Origin of the sequence: Adlercreutzia aquisgranensis (genome assembly GCF_943193145.1) — a bacterium.
GTDB classification, from domain to species: domain Bacteria; phylum Actinomycetota; class Coriobacteriia; order Coriobacteriales; family Eggerthellaceae; genus Xiamenia; species Xiamenia aquisgranensis.
The window spans coordinates 76553-94109 of sequence record NZ_CALPDA010000002.1 but is presented as its reverse complement, the minus strand read 5'-3'; the positions used below and the strand labels follow the sequence as shown (position 1 = coordinate 94109).

The following is a 17557-nucleotide window of genomic DNA, read 5'->3' as shown; positions in this document are numbered from 1 at the left end:
ATCGGCGGTCTCGCAGCAACTGTCCCCGTGCAACCGATTTGCAAGCCCACAGCACTACCATGGTTCGACGAGAGCATCAACCGGAAGGAGGCACCATGGCGAACAAACACCTCAACGAAACGGCAGTTCAGCCGTACAGCGGTCACGATGCCAAGCTCGAATTTCCCTTCACGAGCGATGCCGGGTTCAAGCGAGCCATGAAGGACGAGGAGATTTGCAAGCAGGTAATCAGCGCATTCACCGGATTAGCTGTCGAGTCGATCAAGTCGATTTCTTCCGAGTACTCACTCTCCCCCGTACTCGGCGGTCGCGGAATCCGCTTGGATGTGCTCGTCCAAGCGGACGGACGCCTCGTAAACGTCGAAATGCAACGGGCCGACCCAGGAGAAATCGCTCGTCGCATGCGCTATTACCAGGCCGTTGCCGACACCCATACGGTCGGCAAAGGGTCGCCCTACGCCAAGCTCGTCGAGCACATTATCGTTTTCGCCTGCACGTTCGACCCCCTTGGATGCGGAATTCCGCGCTATACTTTCCGCATGCAAGCCGAAGAGGCTCCCGAAGCACCTTTCGACCCGGGCTTTGCTTGGATTCTCCTGAACTCGTCGGCATGGGCAAAGGAGCAGAACTCCAGCCTCAGGCGCCTGCTTCGGTACATGGACAGCGGAACCGCCGAAGGCGAGCTGTGCCGCCGCATCGATGCAGTCTTGCTCGACGCGCACGAGGACGGCCTGTGGAAAGAAGGTGTACGCGAGATGATGACTGTCGAACAGAGAATAGACTGGGCCGAACACGTTGGCGAAAAGCGAGGCCTCGAAAAGGGGATGGCCGAAGCAGCCGCAATGTATCGCTGGCTCTCCGAAGGAGGGCGCACGGACGAGCTCATGCGCAGCTTCTCCGATCCGGAATTACAGCAGCGGCTTCTCGACGAGTTCAACGCAGTCAAGCAGAAGGGCTAGCACTTACCTCGTCGGTGAGCTTTACAAGCGGCGACCCGACACCGCAAATCCGTGTCCTCATCTGACGCCAGCCGTCGAAAGCGGTTGCCCGTCTACGAAATAACTGTAGATATCGTCCCGGACGGAATGTTCAAGATGCAACCGGAAATTGACGATGGGCAGTTCTTTTCCTTTGTCATCGAAAATCGTCTGTTGCGACCAAGCGACAGGGGCAGCTTTCCCCATGTAGTAGAAATCGCTTCCTTCTCCGTCGCTCTTCTTGATGAAGAGGTGAATGTCGGTGCCCTCTTCCTGCGAGCGAATAATCCTCTGAACCTCGGGAGAATCAAGAGTCAATCGACTGCGAGTCATCCAGCTAAACGTATCCTGATCAATAAACGCATCTTCATACTGCGTGCTGCTCGAAATATCGTCCTCTTTGTTGTACGTCACGAAAATGGGACAGGTTCCGTGCTTAACGCGATACCCGTACATGGTGGAACTGTTGTCCTGAGGCCAGTTCAGCAGCCGGCATGCATCTTTGCGAGTGTACTTTTCGTAGCGCTTGAAAGGTCCTTCCCAAGGAGCATAGCGATCTGCAAACCGGCGTAGCCCGAAATCTACAACATCCTGCAGGGCCGCACGAAACGAATCGCTTTCCAGAAAAATGTCGAGGTCCGCATCACCGACGATCTGCCCTCCCTCAAACCGCACCAAAGCAAAATCGCCATAGGCCTTGCGCTCGGATTCCGCGTTCACGAAGCTCGTATTGAGCAGGCTTACGGTTGAGCTGTACGACGCATCGTCCAAGCTGATCGCATAATACTCCAGCAATCGCCCAAGACTCTCTTTGCTGACAGATCGCCCATCCAAAAGAACTTGAAGAGCTAGCAGCTCATGAGGCCGCATGCCGTTAGCGATATAACGAGAGAAGTACTCGATCACCAGCTGCTCATCTTCAGTCAGGGCACCCTCGAAGGATTTCTCGTAGCGGGCAAGAAAGCGGTAGTATGATTTTGATTTTGCCACCATGAGCAATGGGTCGATTTCGCCGTGGTCTAAAAAGTCAACCATTCTCGGAATACGCCCTAGCTTATGCCGCAATGTTCGATAGTTTTCCTGCAAGAGCTTCATGGTCACTCCTGCCGCGTCAATAGACTCGAACACGCGTTGCCGGGACACGGCATCGAAGTGAACACTTGATGCTCCGGGAATGGTGCGATCACCCTCCATTACGAACTTACGGATGCCATCCTTGTTGTAGCTGCGATCTCCGGAAAGAGCCAACGGTATCATGTAGTTGTTCGCGTAATTCCCTATGAAATCAAGCACTACCACGAATTCCTTGTCCTGCGACTTTCTCAAACCACGCCCCAATTGCTGTACGAAAACAATGGGGGATTCGGTAGGACGAAGGAGGATCACCTGGTTGACATCAGGAATATCTACGCCCTCGTTGAAGATGTCGACTGTAAGAACGTAGTCCAGCCGATCGCTGTACAGCGCATCGCCCTCATTGGCCGTCAGGCGGTCAATGGCCCGCTCGCGTGTCTGCTGGCTATCGGCGCCAGAAAGAGCAACGGTCCTGAACCCGCGCTCGTTCAGCTTGTGCGACAGTTCGCAGGCCTCTTTGTTGGTACGACAAAACATCAGCCCCTTAACTCGCACTCCGCTATAACCGAAATACCGCACCTGCTCGATGATGTGTCCCACGCGCTCATCGCATACCAAGCGGGAGAACGTTCCCACATCGTCGAGCGCCCTGTCATCAACCTCGATGTCGGTGATGCCAAAGTAGTGAAACGGGCAGAGAAGGCTCTCTTCCAATGCCTGCTTGAGACGAATCTCGTGGACAATGTTGTTGTCGAACAGCTTGTAAATATCGAATCCATCCGGCCGGTCCGGACTTGCAGTCATGCCCAGAAAAAGCCGGGGACTGAAATGGCCCATGATCTTCTGGTAACTCGACGAACCTGCTCGATGAACCTCATCGATAACGATTACATCGAACCAGTCCGGATCGAATTCGCCAAGCACCGAATCCTTCGCCATGGTCTGCATGGTGGCAAACAGATAATCGGCTTTCGTTTCTTTGGCCGTGCCTGAAAGCAATCCGTAGGCCACCGTGGACCCCATCACTCGGCGGTAGCTTTCTATCGACTGCTTGAGCACCTGTTCGCGGTGAGCAAGAAACAGCATGCGCGGCGCCTTGCAAGCACGAACGGCAAAGGCGGAAGCGTAGGTCTTACCGGTACCCGTCGCAGAAATCAGCAAGGCACGTCTTTCCCCCTCCTCCATGGAGCGAAGGAGGTTTCCGATAAACTGCACCTGCATCGAGTTCGGCTCCAGAGCAACCTGCTGGTAAGGAACGATCGTCTGCTGCGCAACAATACGCTTCTTGTCTTCATAAATTTGCCGGTACGCGTCAAGATAGTCGTCAATAGGGAGCGATTTCTGCCACAGGTTCTCGAACTCGCCTTGGATTTCCTGGAACAGCTCGCCGTTCTCCAGGGAGGTGAAATGCAGATTCCACTCGTGATTTACGGCAAGGGCACTTCCAGTCAGATTCGCGCTTCCTACGAGAACCCTGCTCGTGCCGTTTTCGTAGTGAAAAAGGTAACCTTTAGTATGGAACCCCTGATGGTGAGCTTGCCCCTCGGTTACAAACATGCGTACTTCGATATTCGACAGTTTTGCCAGACGTCGCAAAGCTCGAGGCTCGCTGAATGCCAGATAATCTGTAGTAAGAACCCGCCCGGGAATACCTTTAGCCTCCAGCTCTCTCAACGTTTGAAGCAACGGGGCCAAGCCACTCTCCGTTACGAAGGCGACACTGAAGTCGAACGATACGCAATGGTTGAGCTCGGCTTCGATGACGGCGGAAACCTTGCGTCCACGCCGATGATCGTTGGAAACGAAACGGGGCCTAAAAAGCTCTGACGAAGGATGGCTTCGATCGACAAGTGCGGTACGCGACGCCTCGGCAATCGCAGCAGCCTCGGGCCCTTTCGATCCGCTCCATCTCCCCCGCTCAACCTCTGCCGACAGAACGGTATTTCCAACGATGGCGCTCACCCCATCGCCCCGCTTGCCTCGATCGCCCGGACCACATCGACATCGGCGGGCAGCCAGTCTACGCTCCAGAGCGTTTCACGGGTAAGCCAGCGGGCATCGCTGTGCTCTAGGAGCTTCAGGGGGCCGGCCAGCGAGCACGCGAAACACTGCATGTGCAGGAAGAACTTCGGATACTCGTAGGAGACCGTGACGAGGTGTCGGCCCACTTTCACTTCGGCATCCAGTTCCTCGCGAATCTCACGTTCGAGCGCCGCCTCGGGCTGTTCGCCGGGCTCGATCTTGCCGCCGGGGAACTCCCATCCGCCTGCGTAATCGCCATAGCCGCGCTGGGTTGCGAGAACCTTGCCGTCATGAACGATGACAGCCGCAACCACTTCGATAGTCTTCATCCGGAAGCCCTCCGCACCTTTCGAGAACCTAGCCGCACGGTTGCCCGTCCGCACCGGCATTGTACTGCTTCTCAAGGAAATGTCACGATCGAGGTGTCTTCCAGGGGCCGGCCTTGCGAAGCTTTGCGAAAAATGCGAACAACGGCCATACCCGAAATACAAGGACGCCTGCTTTCTGCCGGAATTATAGGGCCTGTCGGTGGCGGCAGCTATACCGTGGACCTACCAGGATTCAAGGCTTTCCTGCGCAAGCAGCTCTGAAGCCGGCCAATTACGCGATGAGCGCTCGCCTACCGCTGGTCCTTCGGCTTGCGGCGAGCGCCTTTGCCGCGAATCTCCTGGAAGCTGATCGCCCAGATGTCCGTGATGTCGAGCTCGCGCTGGATGGCACCGCCGATCTCGGCTTTCTCCGACGGCATGTACTTCATGCACAGCTCCACCAGCGCACGGCGCACGAGCACCGGGTCCTCTACGCGCTCGATGGTGCCCTGCGCCACCACCGATGCGAAGCGGGTGGTGAAGAACGTCTCCTCGTAACAGGGCTCCACCTCGGTCGCCACCGCCACGCTCACCCGGGGATCGCGCGCGAAGTCGTCGATTTTATGGCCCGGGCGCTTCCCCGTATGGATGAGCATGCGCCCGTCGATCATCACGTAGGACAGCGGCACGCCGTAAGGGGTCCCGTCCTCGTCCACGGTGGAAACCACCGCGTATTCGCCCGACTCCAGGATTTCAAGCGCCTCTTCGGCGGAAAGCTCCCGGTTGGCCATCTGCATAGGGTAATGCTTCATCGTGAAACCACCTAACCTGTCATTCGCTCGCCGCAAATCCCATTAGTACGCAAGCGCGGGCAATACGTCACGCCCAAATCAAGCAACCGCGGCTATGGTACCCGCATGCACGCCTTCACTCAACCTTCTCCATGCGAATTCGCCCGCTCTTCCTCAACGCCGAAAAGGTCGCCCTCCTTCGGGAACGGCGCGCTGTAAGCAGCACGACTCAGCGGCTGAGCATGCAGGAACGGTCGTGCCGAAAGCGCTTTCGAAAGGCGCCTCCGCTACCAGCCGTTTCCCTGCTCGGCGGCTTCCGGAAGCTTGCACACGTCCGCCCACGAGCATGGCGCCGCCAGTCGCTCCAGCTCACCGGGCGTCAGGCGGGCGGCGGAGTTCGAGCTGCCGGCCGCCGGGTACACCGTGTCGAAGCGCCTGATGCTGCCATCCAGAAACACTTCCACGCCTTCGTTCACCGCGAAGGGACACACGCCGCCTACCCCGTGGCCTACGAGCGTTTCGGCCTCGTCCGGCGAAAGCATCTTGCCCTTCCCACCGAAGAAGTCCTTGAACTTGCGGTTGTCCACACGGGCGTCTCCCGCACACGCCACCAGTACCACGCGTTCGCCCACGCGGAAGGATAGCGTCTTCACGATCTGGGCCGGATCGCACCCCACGGCCTTCGCCGCAAGCTCTACCGTTGCCGAAGATTCGGCAAACTCGCAAATCCGCTCCTTCATACCCGCAGCAGCGAACGCAGCGCGCACTTTATCGATAGCCATCGGACCTCCTCGCGAACCAATCCATTGGCCGCCCACAATGAAACGGCTCGTAGCTTACCACGTAAAACGATTAACCCCAGGTAGCACCTGCAAAACGCATCGAAAAGGACCAGGGTACGACGTGCAATCGCCCAAATGTTTAAATTATCCTTGACTGAGGATAATTTAAGGCTATACTAAGTGTTGCAGGATGGCATTTTCTCCCCCGCCATCTTGCCATTCGAGCTGATCGATTCCTCCTCTCGCTCAGCCAACGGCACCAGGGAGGCAACCCCTCGCCTGCCCGGCCGCATGCGGATCGCACGGCGATTCGCCAGTCAGCGCGAGCCATAACCCCCTCATGGCTCGCGCTGCTTCTTTTTCCGCCCAAACCTGATGCAGCGCCCTCAGAACTCAAGGCGCACGGGTGCGTGGTTGCGCCGCTGATCCTCCGGGGGCAGCTGGGTCCACGTAGGGCCGAACAGCGTCTCCAAGAACGCTTCGGGTTGAGCCGGACCCTGAAGCATCACGCCCTCGAAGGCGATTGGGCGCGGCGGCTCCAGCACCTCGAGCGGAAATGCCGTACCCGCATAGGAGAGAGTCGCCCAGCGAGAGCCCTCGATCGCCATCGGCTCGGCTTGACCTTCAGTCTGCCCGCCAAGCTCGGACGCGGAACCGGCGGCCAAGCCGCCCCCGTCGGCTTCCACCGTGCCGCCGCGCGTTGCGCCAGCTGCAGCAGCCCGGTCGAACTTCGCGGCAATGGCCTGCGGGCTGGTCGTGCTGCGCACCAACCGGTGGGCCGCTCGGCACGCCAGCCGCTCGCATGCTCCCAGCACGCCGCCGTGGGGAACGGTGATGTGCTTTGAATGGTACAGATAGGAGAGACTCTGCTGCCGCCGGCACGCCCGTTGCTGACGCGCCGCCGCCCCCGAATCCGATGCCAGGCAGTCGTAGGGAAACACGTCCACGAACACGCCTTGGTCGAACCCGGCCTCAAGCGTCTCCCGGGTCTGGAACGCGGTACCGACCAGCATCACCTTCGCGAACATGCCCGCCATCTGCGGATGCGTGCGCGGACTCGCCACGACGAACCGCGGCCCTAAAACAGCCGGCGCCTCGGCCAGGAAGCGCTCGTAGTGGGGACGAAGCATGCCGACGTCGGCGTCGTCGTCCCAAGGGATGAAGCCGCCGTGCCGCACCGCCCCCAACGCCGTGCCGCCGTCCAGGAAATAAGGAATGCCCAGCTGGCTGCACGCTTCGTCGACGGCATGCAGAATCTCAAGCTCAGCAAGCTGCAGCCGCCGCAACGTCTTCGCCTCGTAGTCCACCAGCACCCCCTTCTGCTGCACCGGTCCGTGGCGCCCTCTGCGCGCCTCACCATCGCGGCCATTATAGCGTTCGCCTGCACAGACAGTCATCGAACAGCACCACGAGCATCAGAGACGTCGTCGTCAAGCGCATCAGGCGGATTGCCGAGCGATCCCCCTGTCACTTCACGAACTCTGCCAGCTCCAAGGTTGAGGGGTCGCAGCGTGCGATGGCGCCGTTAACGACCACCCACAAGCTCTCGGCCTGCCCTTCGGCGCTTCCCGTCCACACAGCATGGAAGGAATTATTCAACTCTCCCATGTCCAGCTGCTTCGACTCCACGGAAAGCGAGCCGTCCTCAGCCACCCTCAAACCGTAGAACCAGTACTCGCCATCGACCTGCGACCAGGACGAGAACAAGATGATTCCGCGCTCTGCGTCGAAATACATCAGCGGATCGTAAAGGGACGCCATCTCCACAATCGTCGCATCCAGAACCACCGACCCCGTCTCCCGAACGCCGCTGGGATCCGACACGTCCAGCAGCGAAAGCAACGTCCTCTCCGCATAGCCTCCGTCATCGGTGTAATCGCCCGCACGGGCGACGCCCACCGCCCTTCCAGGGCCGAACAGGCGCACATCCTGCAACGGCGATACGTCCAGGGGGTCGGAAAACGCCATATGCCCCGGGTCGCTCAGGTTCACAGCGCGCATCTGCTCCTCGCCTTCGCTGTACACCCGGTAAAGCGCCGCGTTCTCTTCGGCTCCCACGTAAATCGCATTGTTGGTGGTGCCGAAGTCTTCCAACGTCCCAACCTGATTCATCCGCTCGTCGAACACGGCAAACGTCAGTGTATCATCAAAGGCTTGGCTCCCCTCGATTGTCCGGTAGAGCTGAGCTCGCAGATTTCCTTCGTACTCGGTCATCGACTGAGCCGATACTCCACCATCCACAACCGCCTGGCTCGAGAAGCTAAAAGAGCCATCGCCATAGGCCACACGGCGCAGCACTGCGGTTTCCGGATGGTTGTAATTGTCCCAATCGTTGGGAGCCCACTGCTCCTGCAGGTCATAAATGGCCGCACTACCTACATAGTGACTGGCGTAGTTGCTGGCCAGCGCGATACGGTCGACGACCGCAGAGGGATCGTCGAGAGGAATTGCCGTGACAACCAAGTAGTCGACCATGTCTTCGAAGGCCGGGGCGCAAATATCTTCAGGAGCCACGAGCACGCCGTTCACCGCCGGCACGAACCATGCGGGGTCCGCATCGGATGGAATGACGGCTGGCTTGAACACGCTGGCCACATAAGCGTACCGGCCATCGAATCGCGCCGCCATATAGGCACCGCTCTGCTCCACCACGGCCTCTAGCTGAGGAGACGACGGGTCGTCGAAGCTGTAAGTCAGCAGGCGCGTCCGCGGAGATGCAGCCCACGGGGCTTGGGACGCATCGCTTTGAGCAGCAGCCATGGACAGCACGAAGAGCCTCCCGCCCTTGGCGTAGAGCGACACGACGCAGCAGTTCTCCTGCGCGGGAATAGCAGCTACCTGCACCGGAATCCCCGAAGAGACGTCGAGGACGCGCACGGCAACGAACTGCGGCTCGTCGGCATCCTTCTCAGCGATAAACACAAGGTCGCCGTCGGCAACCACCGTATCCGGCGCCGCCTGGTTCGCCTCGTATTCTCCCTCGCAGGCAGCGGTCGCCCACATCCAAGCGATCCCGGAACCGTCGGTTACCCCAATCTCTGGCTCTTCACGCATTTCCTCTTGGCCTGACCACAGAGCGCTGCGCAATGCATCGTAGGAGTCCACAGCGTCCTTGCGCTCACCGCGACGCGAATCATAGTCGGCCTGCACCGGAGCTTGCGATACCGAGCCTTCTTCGGCCCCAGATCCCTCCTCATCAGGTAGTCCCCCAAAGCTGGCACCGGTGGACGAGCCGCCGCCTTGCGCCCCTCCGGGCTCGCCCGCGCACCCGAAGCAACCCAGCAACGCTACGGCCAGAAGAACCGCTCCAAGCGGCGCCGACAGCTCAGATACCACCCGTGCAGGCCCGTTCCCCTTCGGCAGAAGCTTCCTCGTAGCAGACAGGTTCAACGCTCCCCTCATAGGATCATCCCCCTTCGCGACGAACAGCCGTCAACGCCATCATAGCATCGTATACGACCACAGAGCCATAACCGGCACACCTATAAGAGTCCGCAAAGGCGCAAACTGTTGCACTGAAGCAGATAATTCCCGAAAGAAAGCGCTAAAGCAGCGCTACGCAATGCGCAGGTAAAACTCCTGCAGCCAGCGGGCGGTGTCTCGGATGTCGAAGCCGGCGCCCCGAGCCGCCTGGGCGCCCAAAGCGCGGTCGATGCCGCCGAAAGCCGACCGGTACGCCGCCCGCAACAGGGCATCAGCCCAGATCCGAGGGTCGGCCTTCGGCGACAGCATCACCACGCCGGGTGCCGCGCTTACGCACGCCTCGCCCTCCAGCACCGCTTCGGCGGGCACGCCTTCGGAAAGCACGCATGGCACGCCCGCGGCCTGGGCCTCCACCGCCGCCATGGAAAGTCCCTCGCGAAACGACGGCAGCGCGAACACGTCCAGCCCGCGCAGCACCGCCGGCACATCGTCGGTCACGCCCAGGAAATGCACGCACCCGTCCAGCCCGCGCTCGCGAACCAGCTCGCGAACAGCTGCTTCCTCGGGGCCGCGGCCCACCAGCACCAGATACGCACCGGGCGCTGCTTCCTTCATCAGCGCGAACGACTCCACCAGCAGAGGATGGTTCTTCACCGAGTCGAAGCGACCCACATGGCCGACCAGCAGCGCCTCGTCCGACGTCAGCCCCATCCGTCCGAGAAGCGCCCGCTTCGCTTCTGCATGCTGCCCGTCCGTACACGCAAAAGCCTCCACGTCGATGCCGTTGCGCAGCACATGGAAGCGCTCGCCTTCCACCGCGGTTCGGCCGAAGCGATCCAGTCCCGCCTGGCGCGAGCACGCCAGGAAATAGTCAGCCTTGAAGCGTACCGGAAGCGACAGGGCGCGAAACGCCAGCTCGCCTGGGGAAAGCGGGTAGTTCTGCGCATGGCTGTGGGCCACGGCCACCCGGCAAGCCCTCTTCGCCTCGCCCAGGTAGATGGCCGCCGAGCTGCCGATGTGCCCGTGCACCACCGAGTGCTCCGGATGCTGCGCCAGAAAATCGCGGACCGCCCGGCGGTAGGCGCCCCCGTTGAGCCCCGTGAAGCGCGGCAGCTCGCGGTACACGCGCCCGCCCAAGGCCTCAATCTCGGCATCGTAATCGCACTCCCGCTGCTCATGCACGAGAAAGTCGAACTGAACCTTGTCGCGATCCGCAAAGCGGTAAGCGTTCATGATCATGGTCTCGGCGCCGCCGCGGTCCATCGCGCCAATTACCTGGAGCACGCGCATGATGACCTCCCAGCGCTTTTTCGAGAGAGCGGGCGCATTTCGGAAAGAGACCCGACCATCGCTCAATCACGACCTATCGACGAGATGCCTCGCTCGTTCGCCGGCGAAGACACCTCTGCCCTTTCGCCCGGGATGATCTGCTTGCCAGGCTCCGTCTCCGCTTCCGAGGCGTCCGGACGACCGCGCCGCCGCACGTCGCGCGCAAGAAACGCCGCGCACACCGCCACGCCCACCAGGCACGCCCCCGCCCCGGCGAAGCTCACGCCGTTCATGTCGTAGGTGCTCACCAGCGGGACTGTAAGCGCGCAGACGGCAGCCAGCGCCGCAATGTTTCCCCAGAAGTTGCCGCGGAAATCACGCAGCGCAATGAGCAGATCGCCCAGGAACCACAGAAACGCCGTGGCCACCGTGGCCAGGATCACCGGCAGCAGCAAATAGGCGTAGGGCAAAATCGACTCGCCGAACAACAGGCCTAGCACCCATGGCCCCAGCAGTACCAAAAGCGCAGTGGCCACAGCGCTCATGACCAAAATGCCTGCAACCGCTTTCGCAAGCAGACGCCTGAACGCGCCCGCCCCTTCGTCGAAGAACGCCCGTGGAAACACGTCCAGTAGCGGCACGTACAGATACTGCGCTCCCATCTGCACCACCAGGGCAATCGCCGACACCGACGCGTAGATGCCCAGGGCCGCGTCGCCCGCATCTACGGCCAGATACTGCTTCGGAATGGTGAACAGGGCGCTTGCCGCCACCGACGCCACTACGGCCGGCAGCGACGTCCGCACGAAGAACAGCGTCTCGGCGCGGCTGAAGCGAACGCTCACCGTCTCAAGGCGCCCGGTATGGGGCAGGTCGAACAGCGCTAGCACCGCCAAGGCCGCTGCGCCCATGGCCACAATGGCCGCATTCAAGCTTTGGGTCAGGCCGAACACCAGCACGAAGGCCGCAAGCGTGCCCACCCCCTGCAGCATGAACGACTTGCCGATGTAGTCCATGCGCCGATGCTGCTGATCAGCCCCGTGCAGCACGTCGATAACCAGGCCCACGCCCTTGAAGCCGTAGAAAAGCGCAATAGTGAGCAGCGCCCCCTCGGTGCAGGTAAGCAACGCATAGACCATGCAAGCAGCGAAGGCGCCCACCAGCATGACAAGACGAAATCCCAGATAATCGGCAAGTTTATGCTCGTGGTGCACATCGGATATCTGGTAGGTGTTCATCTTGTAAGTAGCGAAGGTGCCGAAGATGCCCGTCACCGACATAGCCAGAGAAAGCAGCCCCGCAGCATCGTAGCCCGAGGTCAGGCGCACCACCAGCACCGTCACCAGCCACTGGCACGCCAGATACGTGAGCGACCCCGCCGAGTTCCACAGCATGTTCGCCTTCAGGGAAAGCGGCGACGGAACGGAAGCGCACCGATTGAACTCCTGGTCACTCATACGACATCACTGCCCGCAATCACTTCCTCGATGGAGAACCCATCGCGAACGAAGGCCTTGAACACGTGGGCGGACCGCGCATCTTCCGGCGGCGGCGTGCGCCAGTCGCCGTATTGGACGGTCAAGAACTCATCTGACCTGATGGGAGCCGTGAAGACCTTGCCCTCGAACGCCACGTCGACTGCTTCGGAGAAGAGCGATTTCGAAAACAGCTTCTCGCAATTCCCCTCCGCAGTAATGTCGGCCACGAACAGCGCCTCGCCCTCCCCATCGCCACCAGCCCGACGTGCCGCCTCGTCAACCCGGCGCGACAGCTTCACCCCGTCCAGCCGATGGGCGATAGGGCAAGCCAGACGCTTCGCCACCTTCACCACCCTGCTCGACCCGATGGCCGGGTCCGCCATCTGGAAGCTCCGCGCCAATCCAATCCGTGCCGCGGAGGCGAACGCTCGCTTTGCCCGGCGTGTCAAAACCCCCGATCCACCCGTCTCCACGTCGTCAAGCGGAAACACGTCCACCCACACCCCTGTAGCAACATCCTTGCGAATAAACTGCTCGCGCACGCAGGTACGGGCGTCGATCAGCTTGGCGAAGGGAAAAAGGGTGCGCCCATCGTGATAGCTGGTCAGAAGAAATTGCTCGCCGCTGCGCCATCGATCGAAGTTCGCCAGCAGGGTTTCGTACTGATCGCGCAACATGACGAAATCCATATCATCGTCCCAAGGGATGAACCCACCATGACGAAGGGCGCCAATCAGGCTACCGTAGGCAAGGAAGCAGGTCAAGCCATGGGCACGGCACACCCGATTCAGCTCATCGGCCAGATTCAGCTCGATAGCGCGCAACGATTCAAGGTCCAGCGGCGTCATCAACCATCCTTTCCTTCGTCCTCCTCACGCAGCGCCACGTGCTGCACCAGCGTCGCCGTCTTCGCGCGCAGGCGCGACAGCTCCACCGTCAGGTAGAACTCGTGGACGAACAGGGCGCCGATCACGAACAGGAACACGAAGTTCGATGGGGAATCGATGCCGATGAGAAACGAGAAGAAAAACGGAACCTGCGGAAACACCGCGAACACCACCATGATGGCGGCGAACAGAAACCAGAACGTGGAGTCAGCGATACGCATCTGGGCCTTGCGAATCTTGACCAGCACCAGCGCCATCACCGCCAACGACGCCACAATCAGCACCACGCGCAACCAGCCGGTCATCGCAAGGCCTCCTCTTCCACAGCGCCCGCGCCCTTCGTCGACGCAGCCGAAGAGCCGGAAAGCGCCCGTCCGCCCTCGACCTCGCAGGGTCGAAGCACCTGGTCGGTCGGAACAGGCGCACAGCACACCGCAACGTCGCTCGGCGCAACCGCCGCCTTCCCGCGAAAGCGCCCGGGTTCGGAAAACGGCCGGCGGAACCACTGGACCAGCAGGATGGACAGGCCGATACGCGCCATGTAGCTGGCCGAGCGGGTGAACGTGAGGTAGCTCTCCCCCGCCACGCGGTCACGCATTTGCACCTGCACCTCGCACACCTTCGCACCGCGACGCATGAGCAGCGCGATGGTGTCGGGCTCGGGTCCCAGATCGGGCTCGGTTGCCAACAGCCGAATCATGGAGGCATCGAACAGCCGCATGCCGGACGTGGGGTCTTGCACGCGCTTGCCCGTGGTCAGCAGAATCATGGCGGAAATGAGCGCCGATCCGGCCATGCGCGCGCTCACCGGCTTCTTCACCGCGGCGAACCGCGAGCCGATGACCACGTTGGCCCGCTGCTTCTCCGCCGCATCCACCAGCGCCCCCACGTAGGCGGCCGAGTGCTGACCGTCGGCGTCGAACTGCAGCGCGTAGTCGTAGCCATGGTCGAGCGCGTACTTCATGCCGGTCTGGAAAGCGCCCGCCAGCCCCAGATTCACAGGCAAGTCGACCATATGGTAGCCCCGCTGGCGGCAGATAACCGCCGTTTCGTCGCGAGAACCGTCGTTCACAACTACGTAGTTAATATCAGGCGCATTCACACGCAGGTCCTCCACGGCCGACACGATGTTAGCCGCTTCGTTGAACGCCGGCACGATGGCAATCACTTTCGGACTCTTTTCCATAAGCCGTTATTCTACCCGATAGCTCATGGTTGCCGATGACCCGACGAAAGATACACCTCGATCCTCGCCTCCAAGGCCGCATACCGGGCAGGTTCGCGCAGAAAAGCGTCCGAACCTGCCCGGTATGCACGATGCGCATCAACGCCCCTCCCCAAAAGAGGTGCCGCGCCGGCCGGAGAATTCCCCTTACCCCACGCCCAGCACCTGCATGCCCAGCAGCGCCACGGTGAGCACGCCCACGATGCCCACGGTTGCCCACAGCAGCACTCGCGACACCGGACGCGCGCGGTAGGCGCCCATCACCCGCTTGTCCGCGGCGATGATGGCCATGAACACCAGCAGCACCGGCAGCACCAGGCCGTTCACAAACTGGGCGGTCAGCATGACGGCCATCAGGTCGACGCCGGGAATCAGCACCACGGCCGCCGACAGCACGATAACCGCCGTGAAGATGGACTTGAACGTGGGGGCCTCGCGCCACTTGAAGGACACGCCCGCCTCCCACCCGAAGGCCTCGCAGATGACGAACGCCGTGGTCAAGGGCAGTACGCACGCCGCCAGAAACGACGCCGCCACCAGTCCCACGGCGAAGAGCACCCGCGCATAAGGACCTGCGAAGGGCTCCAGGGCCAGCGCCGCATCGGCCGCTGAATCGATGGCGATGCCCTGGGGGTACAGCACGCTTCCCGTGGTCACGATGATGAACCATGCCACCAGGCACGCAGCGATGGTGCCCGAAACCACGTCGGCCTTCTGGCCCAGCATGTCATCGGTGGTCAGGCCCTTCTCCACCACGTTCGACTGGTTGAAGAACATCATCCACGGCGCGATGGTAGTGCCGATCATGGCGATGACCAGGGAGACGAAGCTTTGGTCCTGAACGATGCGGGGCACCACGGTGCTCTCGAGGGCAGCCGTCCAATCGGGCTGGGCCACCACTGCCGCCACAATGTAGGTGACGAACACCAGCGACAGAATCAGGAACACCTTCTGCACCCGCTTGTAGCTGCCGCCCACGATGAGCAGCCATACGCCCGCCGCAGCAACCGGCACCGAAACGTACTTCGACACGCCGAACATCTCCATGCCGCTGGCGATGCCGGCGAATTCGGAGAACGTGGTGCACACGTTGCCGATGAGCAGCGCCATCATGGCCAGCGCCGTCAGGCGGATGCCAAACCGTTCGCGAATAAGCGCCGCGAACCCCTTGCCGGTCACAGCCCCCATGCGCGCTGCGGTCATCTCCACCACGATCAGCAGGATGCACATGATAGGGATCACCCACAGCGTGGCAAAGCCGAACTGGGTGCCCACGGTGGAATAGGTGGAGATGCCTCCGGCGTCGTTACCCGCCATGGCCGTGACGATGCCCGGGCCCATGGCCGCAAGCACCAGCAGCAGCCTGCTCTTCTGCTTTGCGGGCGCAACCTGGGCAGACGCCTCCTGGGCCTCTTGCGCTCCCGGCACAGCGTCGGTCAGGACGCCGCCTCGCGAGAACACCCGCTTCAACGCGCCCTTCTGCTTGTCGGCGCTCCCCTGGCAGACAGATCCCTGGGACAGCTCGGCATGGGTCGCCGAACCCTGATGCCCGCAGCGCTTCGACGTCTGGCGCTCGGCGCTGCGCTTTGGCTGCACGGTTTTTCCGGACCTCATGGCCTTCGCCTTTCCGCCCGCACCGCTAGGCCGCAGCCCAGCCGCCGCCGACCGCACCGGCCAGCTGCAGCACGATCAGGGTGTACAACGCCAGCAACAGCACCACGGCCAGCACGATGCCCAGCACCTTGCCCACGCTCGCCCGCGTCTTGTCGCCGGACACGTCGTCCTCGATGGCGTCCCATGCATCGTCCACGGTGACGATGCCCAGCAGCGCGCCGTGCTCGTCCACCACGGGCATGGCGGGGATGTCGTACTTGAAGATGTCGGCCGCCACGCCCTCTTCGGTCTCGTCCGGATTCACGGTGATCACATCGTCGTGCATCACTTCGGCTACGGGGCGGTCGGGGTCGGTCAGCACCAGCGTGCGCAGCGACAGCAGCCCGATGAGCTTCTCGTACTCGTCGGTCACGTAGACGTAGTGGACCGTGGGATGGTCGTCGGGCAGATCTCGCAGCACCTCGATGGTCTCGCCCACCGTGGCATCGGATTCCACAGCCACGAACTGGGTGGTCATCATACCGCCGGCCGTGCCGTCCTTGTAGCCCAAAAGCCGCCGGATTTCGGAAGCGTCCTCGGCCCCCAACAGGCGCAACAGGGTTTCGGCCTTCTCGTAGGACAGGTCGCGCACGATGTCGGCCGCGTCGTCAGGGTCCATCGATCCCAGAAGGCCCGCCGCCCGCGCCTCATCCAAGTCCTCGATGAAGTCGGCCTGGAACTCGTCCTCCATTTCGGAAATGGCCTCGGTGGCCTGGGCGTCGTCCAGGTGCTGGAACACATTGGCGCGCTGCTGCGGATCCAGCTGCTCCAGAATGTCGGCCACGTCGGCCGGATGCAGCTCGTCCAGGCGCTTGTGCGTAACGGAAAGCTGCACCTCGGACAGGTCGCGGTCCAGCAGGTCCATGTAGTTCCACGCGATGATCTGCTCGTCAATCTTCTTGCGGAACAGCTTCGCCGCGCCCACCGCCGCCGTCTCCACCAGCGGATGCAGCCCGCGCAGAATGCCGCGGATGCCCACTTCGGCACCCAGCAGCCGCAGCTGAGTGCCCGACTGCGACAGCTTCAGGTCGTTCACGCGCACCACTTTGAGGCCCTGCGTGTCCACGATCTGGCGATTCATCAGATCGCGGGCAAGCAGAACCTCGTCAGGCTGCAGGTAGCTGAAGCGGATGTCATGGGCATCCACCCCCAGCACGATGCCGTCGTCGTCGAAGGTGTCGACGTACTTGCGCCAGGAAATCATGAACGGGACATTGCCCGGGCCTTTGAACGCCAGGCTGGTGATGCGGGGGAACACCTCGCCCGTGGAGATGGCCAGGTCGGAAATGGTGCCAAGGCGCTCGCCGCTGGAATCAACGACGGGCTCCCCGATCATCTGGGACAGGTAGAGCATAGAGTGTGCCTTTCCGTGGTTAAGCCGCCCCTTCGACGGCCCACGGAAGGCATGACGAAGGAAGGCTAGCTACTGTGAGGTTTCGATTTTCGAACCTTCAAGTGTGGTCCTTTCCTTCTGCCTACAGGTATGCCCGCGCCGCCAGCCAACCCGACCGCCAGCGCGACGCATAAAAAAACCGCACGTGCTGTTTCCAGTCGTTGCGGGTAAAGGTGCTGAAGTGGTGCGCCGTGAGGGATTCGAACCCCCGACGTACTGATTCGTAGTCAGTCCCTCTATCCAGCTGAGGTAACGGCGCACGTCGAAACAGCAGA

At 61.5% G+C, this 17557-nt stretch carries 14 protein-coding genes and 1 tRNA gene; 1 reads left to right on the top strand and 14 read right to left on the bottom strand.

Annotated elements, in window-relative coordinates; genetic code table 11:
- Positions 1 to 95: 95 nt before the first annotated feature.
- The gene (locus NFR41_RS01620) at positions 96 to 959 is read left to right on the top strand and encodes an Rpn family recombination-promoting nuclease/putative transposase (RefSeq protein ID WP_251230447.1); all 864 of its coding nucleotides are present in this window, start codon (positions 96 to 98) and stop codon (positions 957 to 959) included.
- Between the two features lie 57 nt (positions 960 to 1016).
- Here the strand turns inward: NFR41_RS01620 and NFR41_RS01615 are convergent, their stop codons facing one another.
- From NFR41_RS01615 to NFR41_RS01550, 14 genes are all read right to left on the bottom strand, one after another.
- Positions 1017 to 4013, bottom strand: a complete 2997-nt coding sequence (locus tag NFR41_RS01615; protein ID WP_251230446.1) for a DEAD/DEAH box helicase — start codon at positions 4011 to 4013, stop codon at positions 1017 to 1019.
- Complete coding sequence (locus tag NFR41_RS01610; protein WP_251230445.1) at positions 4010 to 4402, bottom strand: (deoxy)nucleoside triphosphate pyrophosphohydrolase; 393 nt, start codon at positions 4400 to 4402, stop codon at positions 4010 to 4012. The genes NFR41_RS01615 and NFR41_RS01610 overlap by 4 nt, the downstream gene beginning before the upstream one ends.
- Before the next feature lie 290 nt (positions 4403 to 4692).
- On the bottom strand, positions 4693 to 5193 hold the full coding sequence (locus tag NFR41_RS01605) for a pyridoxamine 5'-phosphate oxidase family protein (RefSeq protein ID WP_160213004.1): 501 nt from the start codon (positions 5191 to 5193) through the stop codon (positions 4693 to 4695).
- Between the two features lie 266 nt (positions 5194 to 5459).
- Positions 5460 to 5954, bottom strand: coding sequence for a YbaK/EbsC family protein (locus NFR41_RS01600; RefSeq protein ID WP_251230444.1), 495 nt, complete (start codon positions 5952 to 5954; stop codon positions 5460 to 5462).
- 386 nt (positions 5955 to 6340) lie between these two features.
- Positions 6341 to 7282: a LicD family protein gene (locus NFR41_RS01595; protein ID WP_285833838.1), complete on the bottom strand. Its 942-nt coding sequence runs from the start codon at positions 7280 to 7282 to the stop codon at positions 6341 to 6343.
- A gap of 139 nt (positions 7283 to 7421) precedes the next feature.
- Entirely contained in the window at positions 7422 to 9356 is a 1935-nt protein-coding gene (locus NFR41_RS01590) for a beta-propeller domain-containing protein (protein ID WP_251230442.1), read from the bottom strand.
- Positions 9357 to 9509: 153 nt separating this feature from the next.
- On the bottom strand, positions 9510 to 10667 hold the full coding sequence (locus NFR41_RS01585) for a glycosyltransferase (RefSeq protein WP_251230441.1): 1158 nt from the start codon (positions 10665 to 10667) through the stop codon (positions 9510 to 9512).
- A 62-nt stretch (positions 10668 to 10729) separates the two neighbouring features.
- Positions 10730 to 12103, bottom strand: coding sequence for a lipopolysaccharide biosynthesis protein (locus tag NFR41_RS01580; protein ID WP_251230440.1), 1374 nt, complete (start codon positions 12101 to 12103; stop codon positions 10730 to 10732).
- On the bottom strand, positions 12100 to 12972 hold the full coding sequence (locus tag NFR41_RS01575) for a LicD family protein (RefSeq protein ID WP_251230439.1): 873 nt from the start codon (positions 12970 to 12972) through the stop codon (positions 12100 to 12102). The genes NFR41_RS01580 and NFR41_RS01575 overlap by 4 nt, the downstream gene beginning before the upstream one ends.
- Positions 12972 to 13316, bottom strand: a complete 345-nt coding sequence (locus NFR41_RS01570; protein WP_160212999.1) for a DUF2304 domain-containing protein — start codon at positions 13314 to 13316, stop codon at positions 12972 to 12974. The genes NFR41_RS01575 and NFR41_RS01570 overlap by 1 nt, the downstream gene beginning before the upstream one ends.
- The gene (locus NFR41_RS01565; RefSeq protein ID WP_251230438.1) at positions 13313 to 14179 is read right to left on the bottom strand and encodes a glycosyltransferase family 2 protein; all 867 of its coding nucleotides are present in this window, start codon (positions 14177 to 14179) and stop codon (positions 13313 to 13315) included. Before NFR41_RS01565 ends, NFR41_RS01570 begins: the two co-directional genes overlap by 4 nt.
- Positions 14180 to 14383: 204 nt before the next feature.
- Positions 14384 to 15850 carry an NRAMP family divalent metal transporter gene (locus NFR41_RS01560; protein WP_251230437.1) on the bottom strand — a complete coding sequence of 489 codons (1467 nt, stop codon included), beginning with the start codon at positions 15848 to 15850 and terminating at the stop codon, positions 14384 to 14386.
- A gap of 25 nt (positions 15851 to 15875) precedes the next feature.
- Positions 15876 to 17243, bottom strand: a complete 1368-nt coding sequence (locus NFR41_RS01555; protein ID WP_251230436.1) for a magnesium transporter — start codon at positions 17241 to 17243, stop codon at positions 15876 to 15878.
- 221 nt (positions 17244 to 17464) lie between these two features.
- Positions 17465 to 17541: transfer RNA gene (locus NFR41_RS01550), tRNA-Arg, on the bottom strand.
- Positions 17542 to 17557 lie beyond the last annotated feature (16 nt).

What these genes read in the sequence shown, in the direction of transcription:
- NFR41_RS01570 (WP_160212999.1), bottom strand. Translation starts at nt 13,316, where the DNA reads ATGACCGGCTGGTTGCGCGTGGTGCTGATTGTGGCGTCGTTGGCGGTG.
- NFR41_RS01580 (WP_251230440.1), bottom strand. Translation starts at nt 12,103, where the DNA reads ATGAGTGACCAGGAGTTCAATCGGTGCGCTTCCGTTCCGTCGCCGCTT.
- NFR41_RS01585 (WP_251230441.1), bottom strand. Translation starts at nt 10,667, where the DNA reads ATGCGCGTGCTCCAGGTAATTGGCGCGATGGACCGCGGCGGCGCCGAG.
- NFR41_RS01560 (WP_251230437.1), bottom strand. Translation starts at nt 15,850, where the DNA reads ATGAGGTCCGGAAAAACCGTGCAGCCAAAGCGCAGCGCCGAGCGCCAG.
- NFR41_RS01605 (WP_160213004.1), bottom strand. Translation starts at nt 5,193, where the DNA reads ATGAAGCATTACCCTATGCAGATGGCCAACCGGGAGCTTTCCGCCGAA.
- NFR41_RS01555 (WP_251230436.1), bottom strand. Translation starts at nt 17,243, where the DNA reads ATGCTCTACCTGTCCCAGATGATCGGGGAGCCCGTCGTTGATTCCAGC.
- NFR41_RS01610 (WP_251230445.1), bottom strand. Translation starts at nt 4,402, where the DNA reads ATGAAGACTATCGAAGTGGTTGCGGCTGTCATCGTTCATGACGGCAAG.
- NFR41_RS01600 (WP_251230444.1), bottom strand. Translation starts at nt 5,954, where the DNA reads ATGGCTATCGATAAAGTGCGCGCTGCGTTCGCTGCTGCGGGTATGAAG.
- NFR41_RS01590 (WP_251230442.1), bottom strand. Translation starts at nt 9,356, where the DNA reads ATGAGGGGAGCGTTGAACCTGTCTGCTACGAGGAAGCTTCTGCCGAAG.
- NFR41_RS01620 (WP_251230447.1), top strand. Translation starts at nt 96, where the DNA reads ATGGCGAACAAACACCTCAACGAAACGGCAGTTCAGCCGTACAGCGGT.
- NFR41_RS01575 (WP_251230439.1), bottom strand. Translation starts at nt 12,972, where the DNA reads ATGACGCCGCTGGACCTTGAATCGTTGCGCGCTATCGAGCTGAATCTG.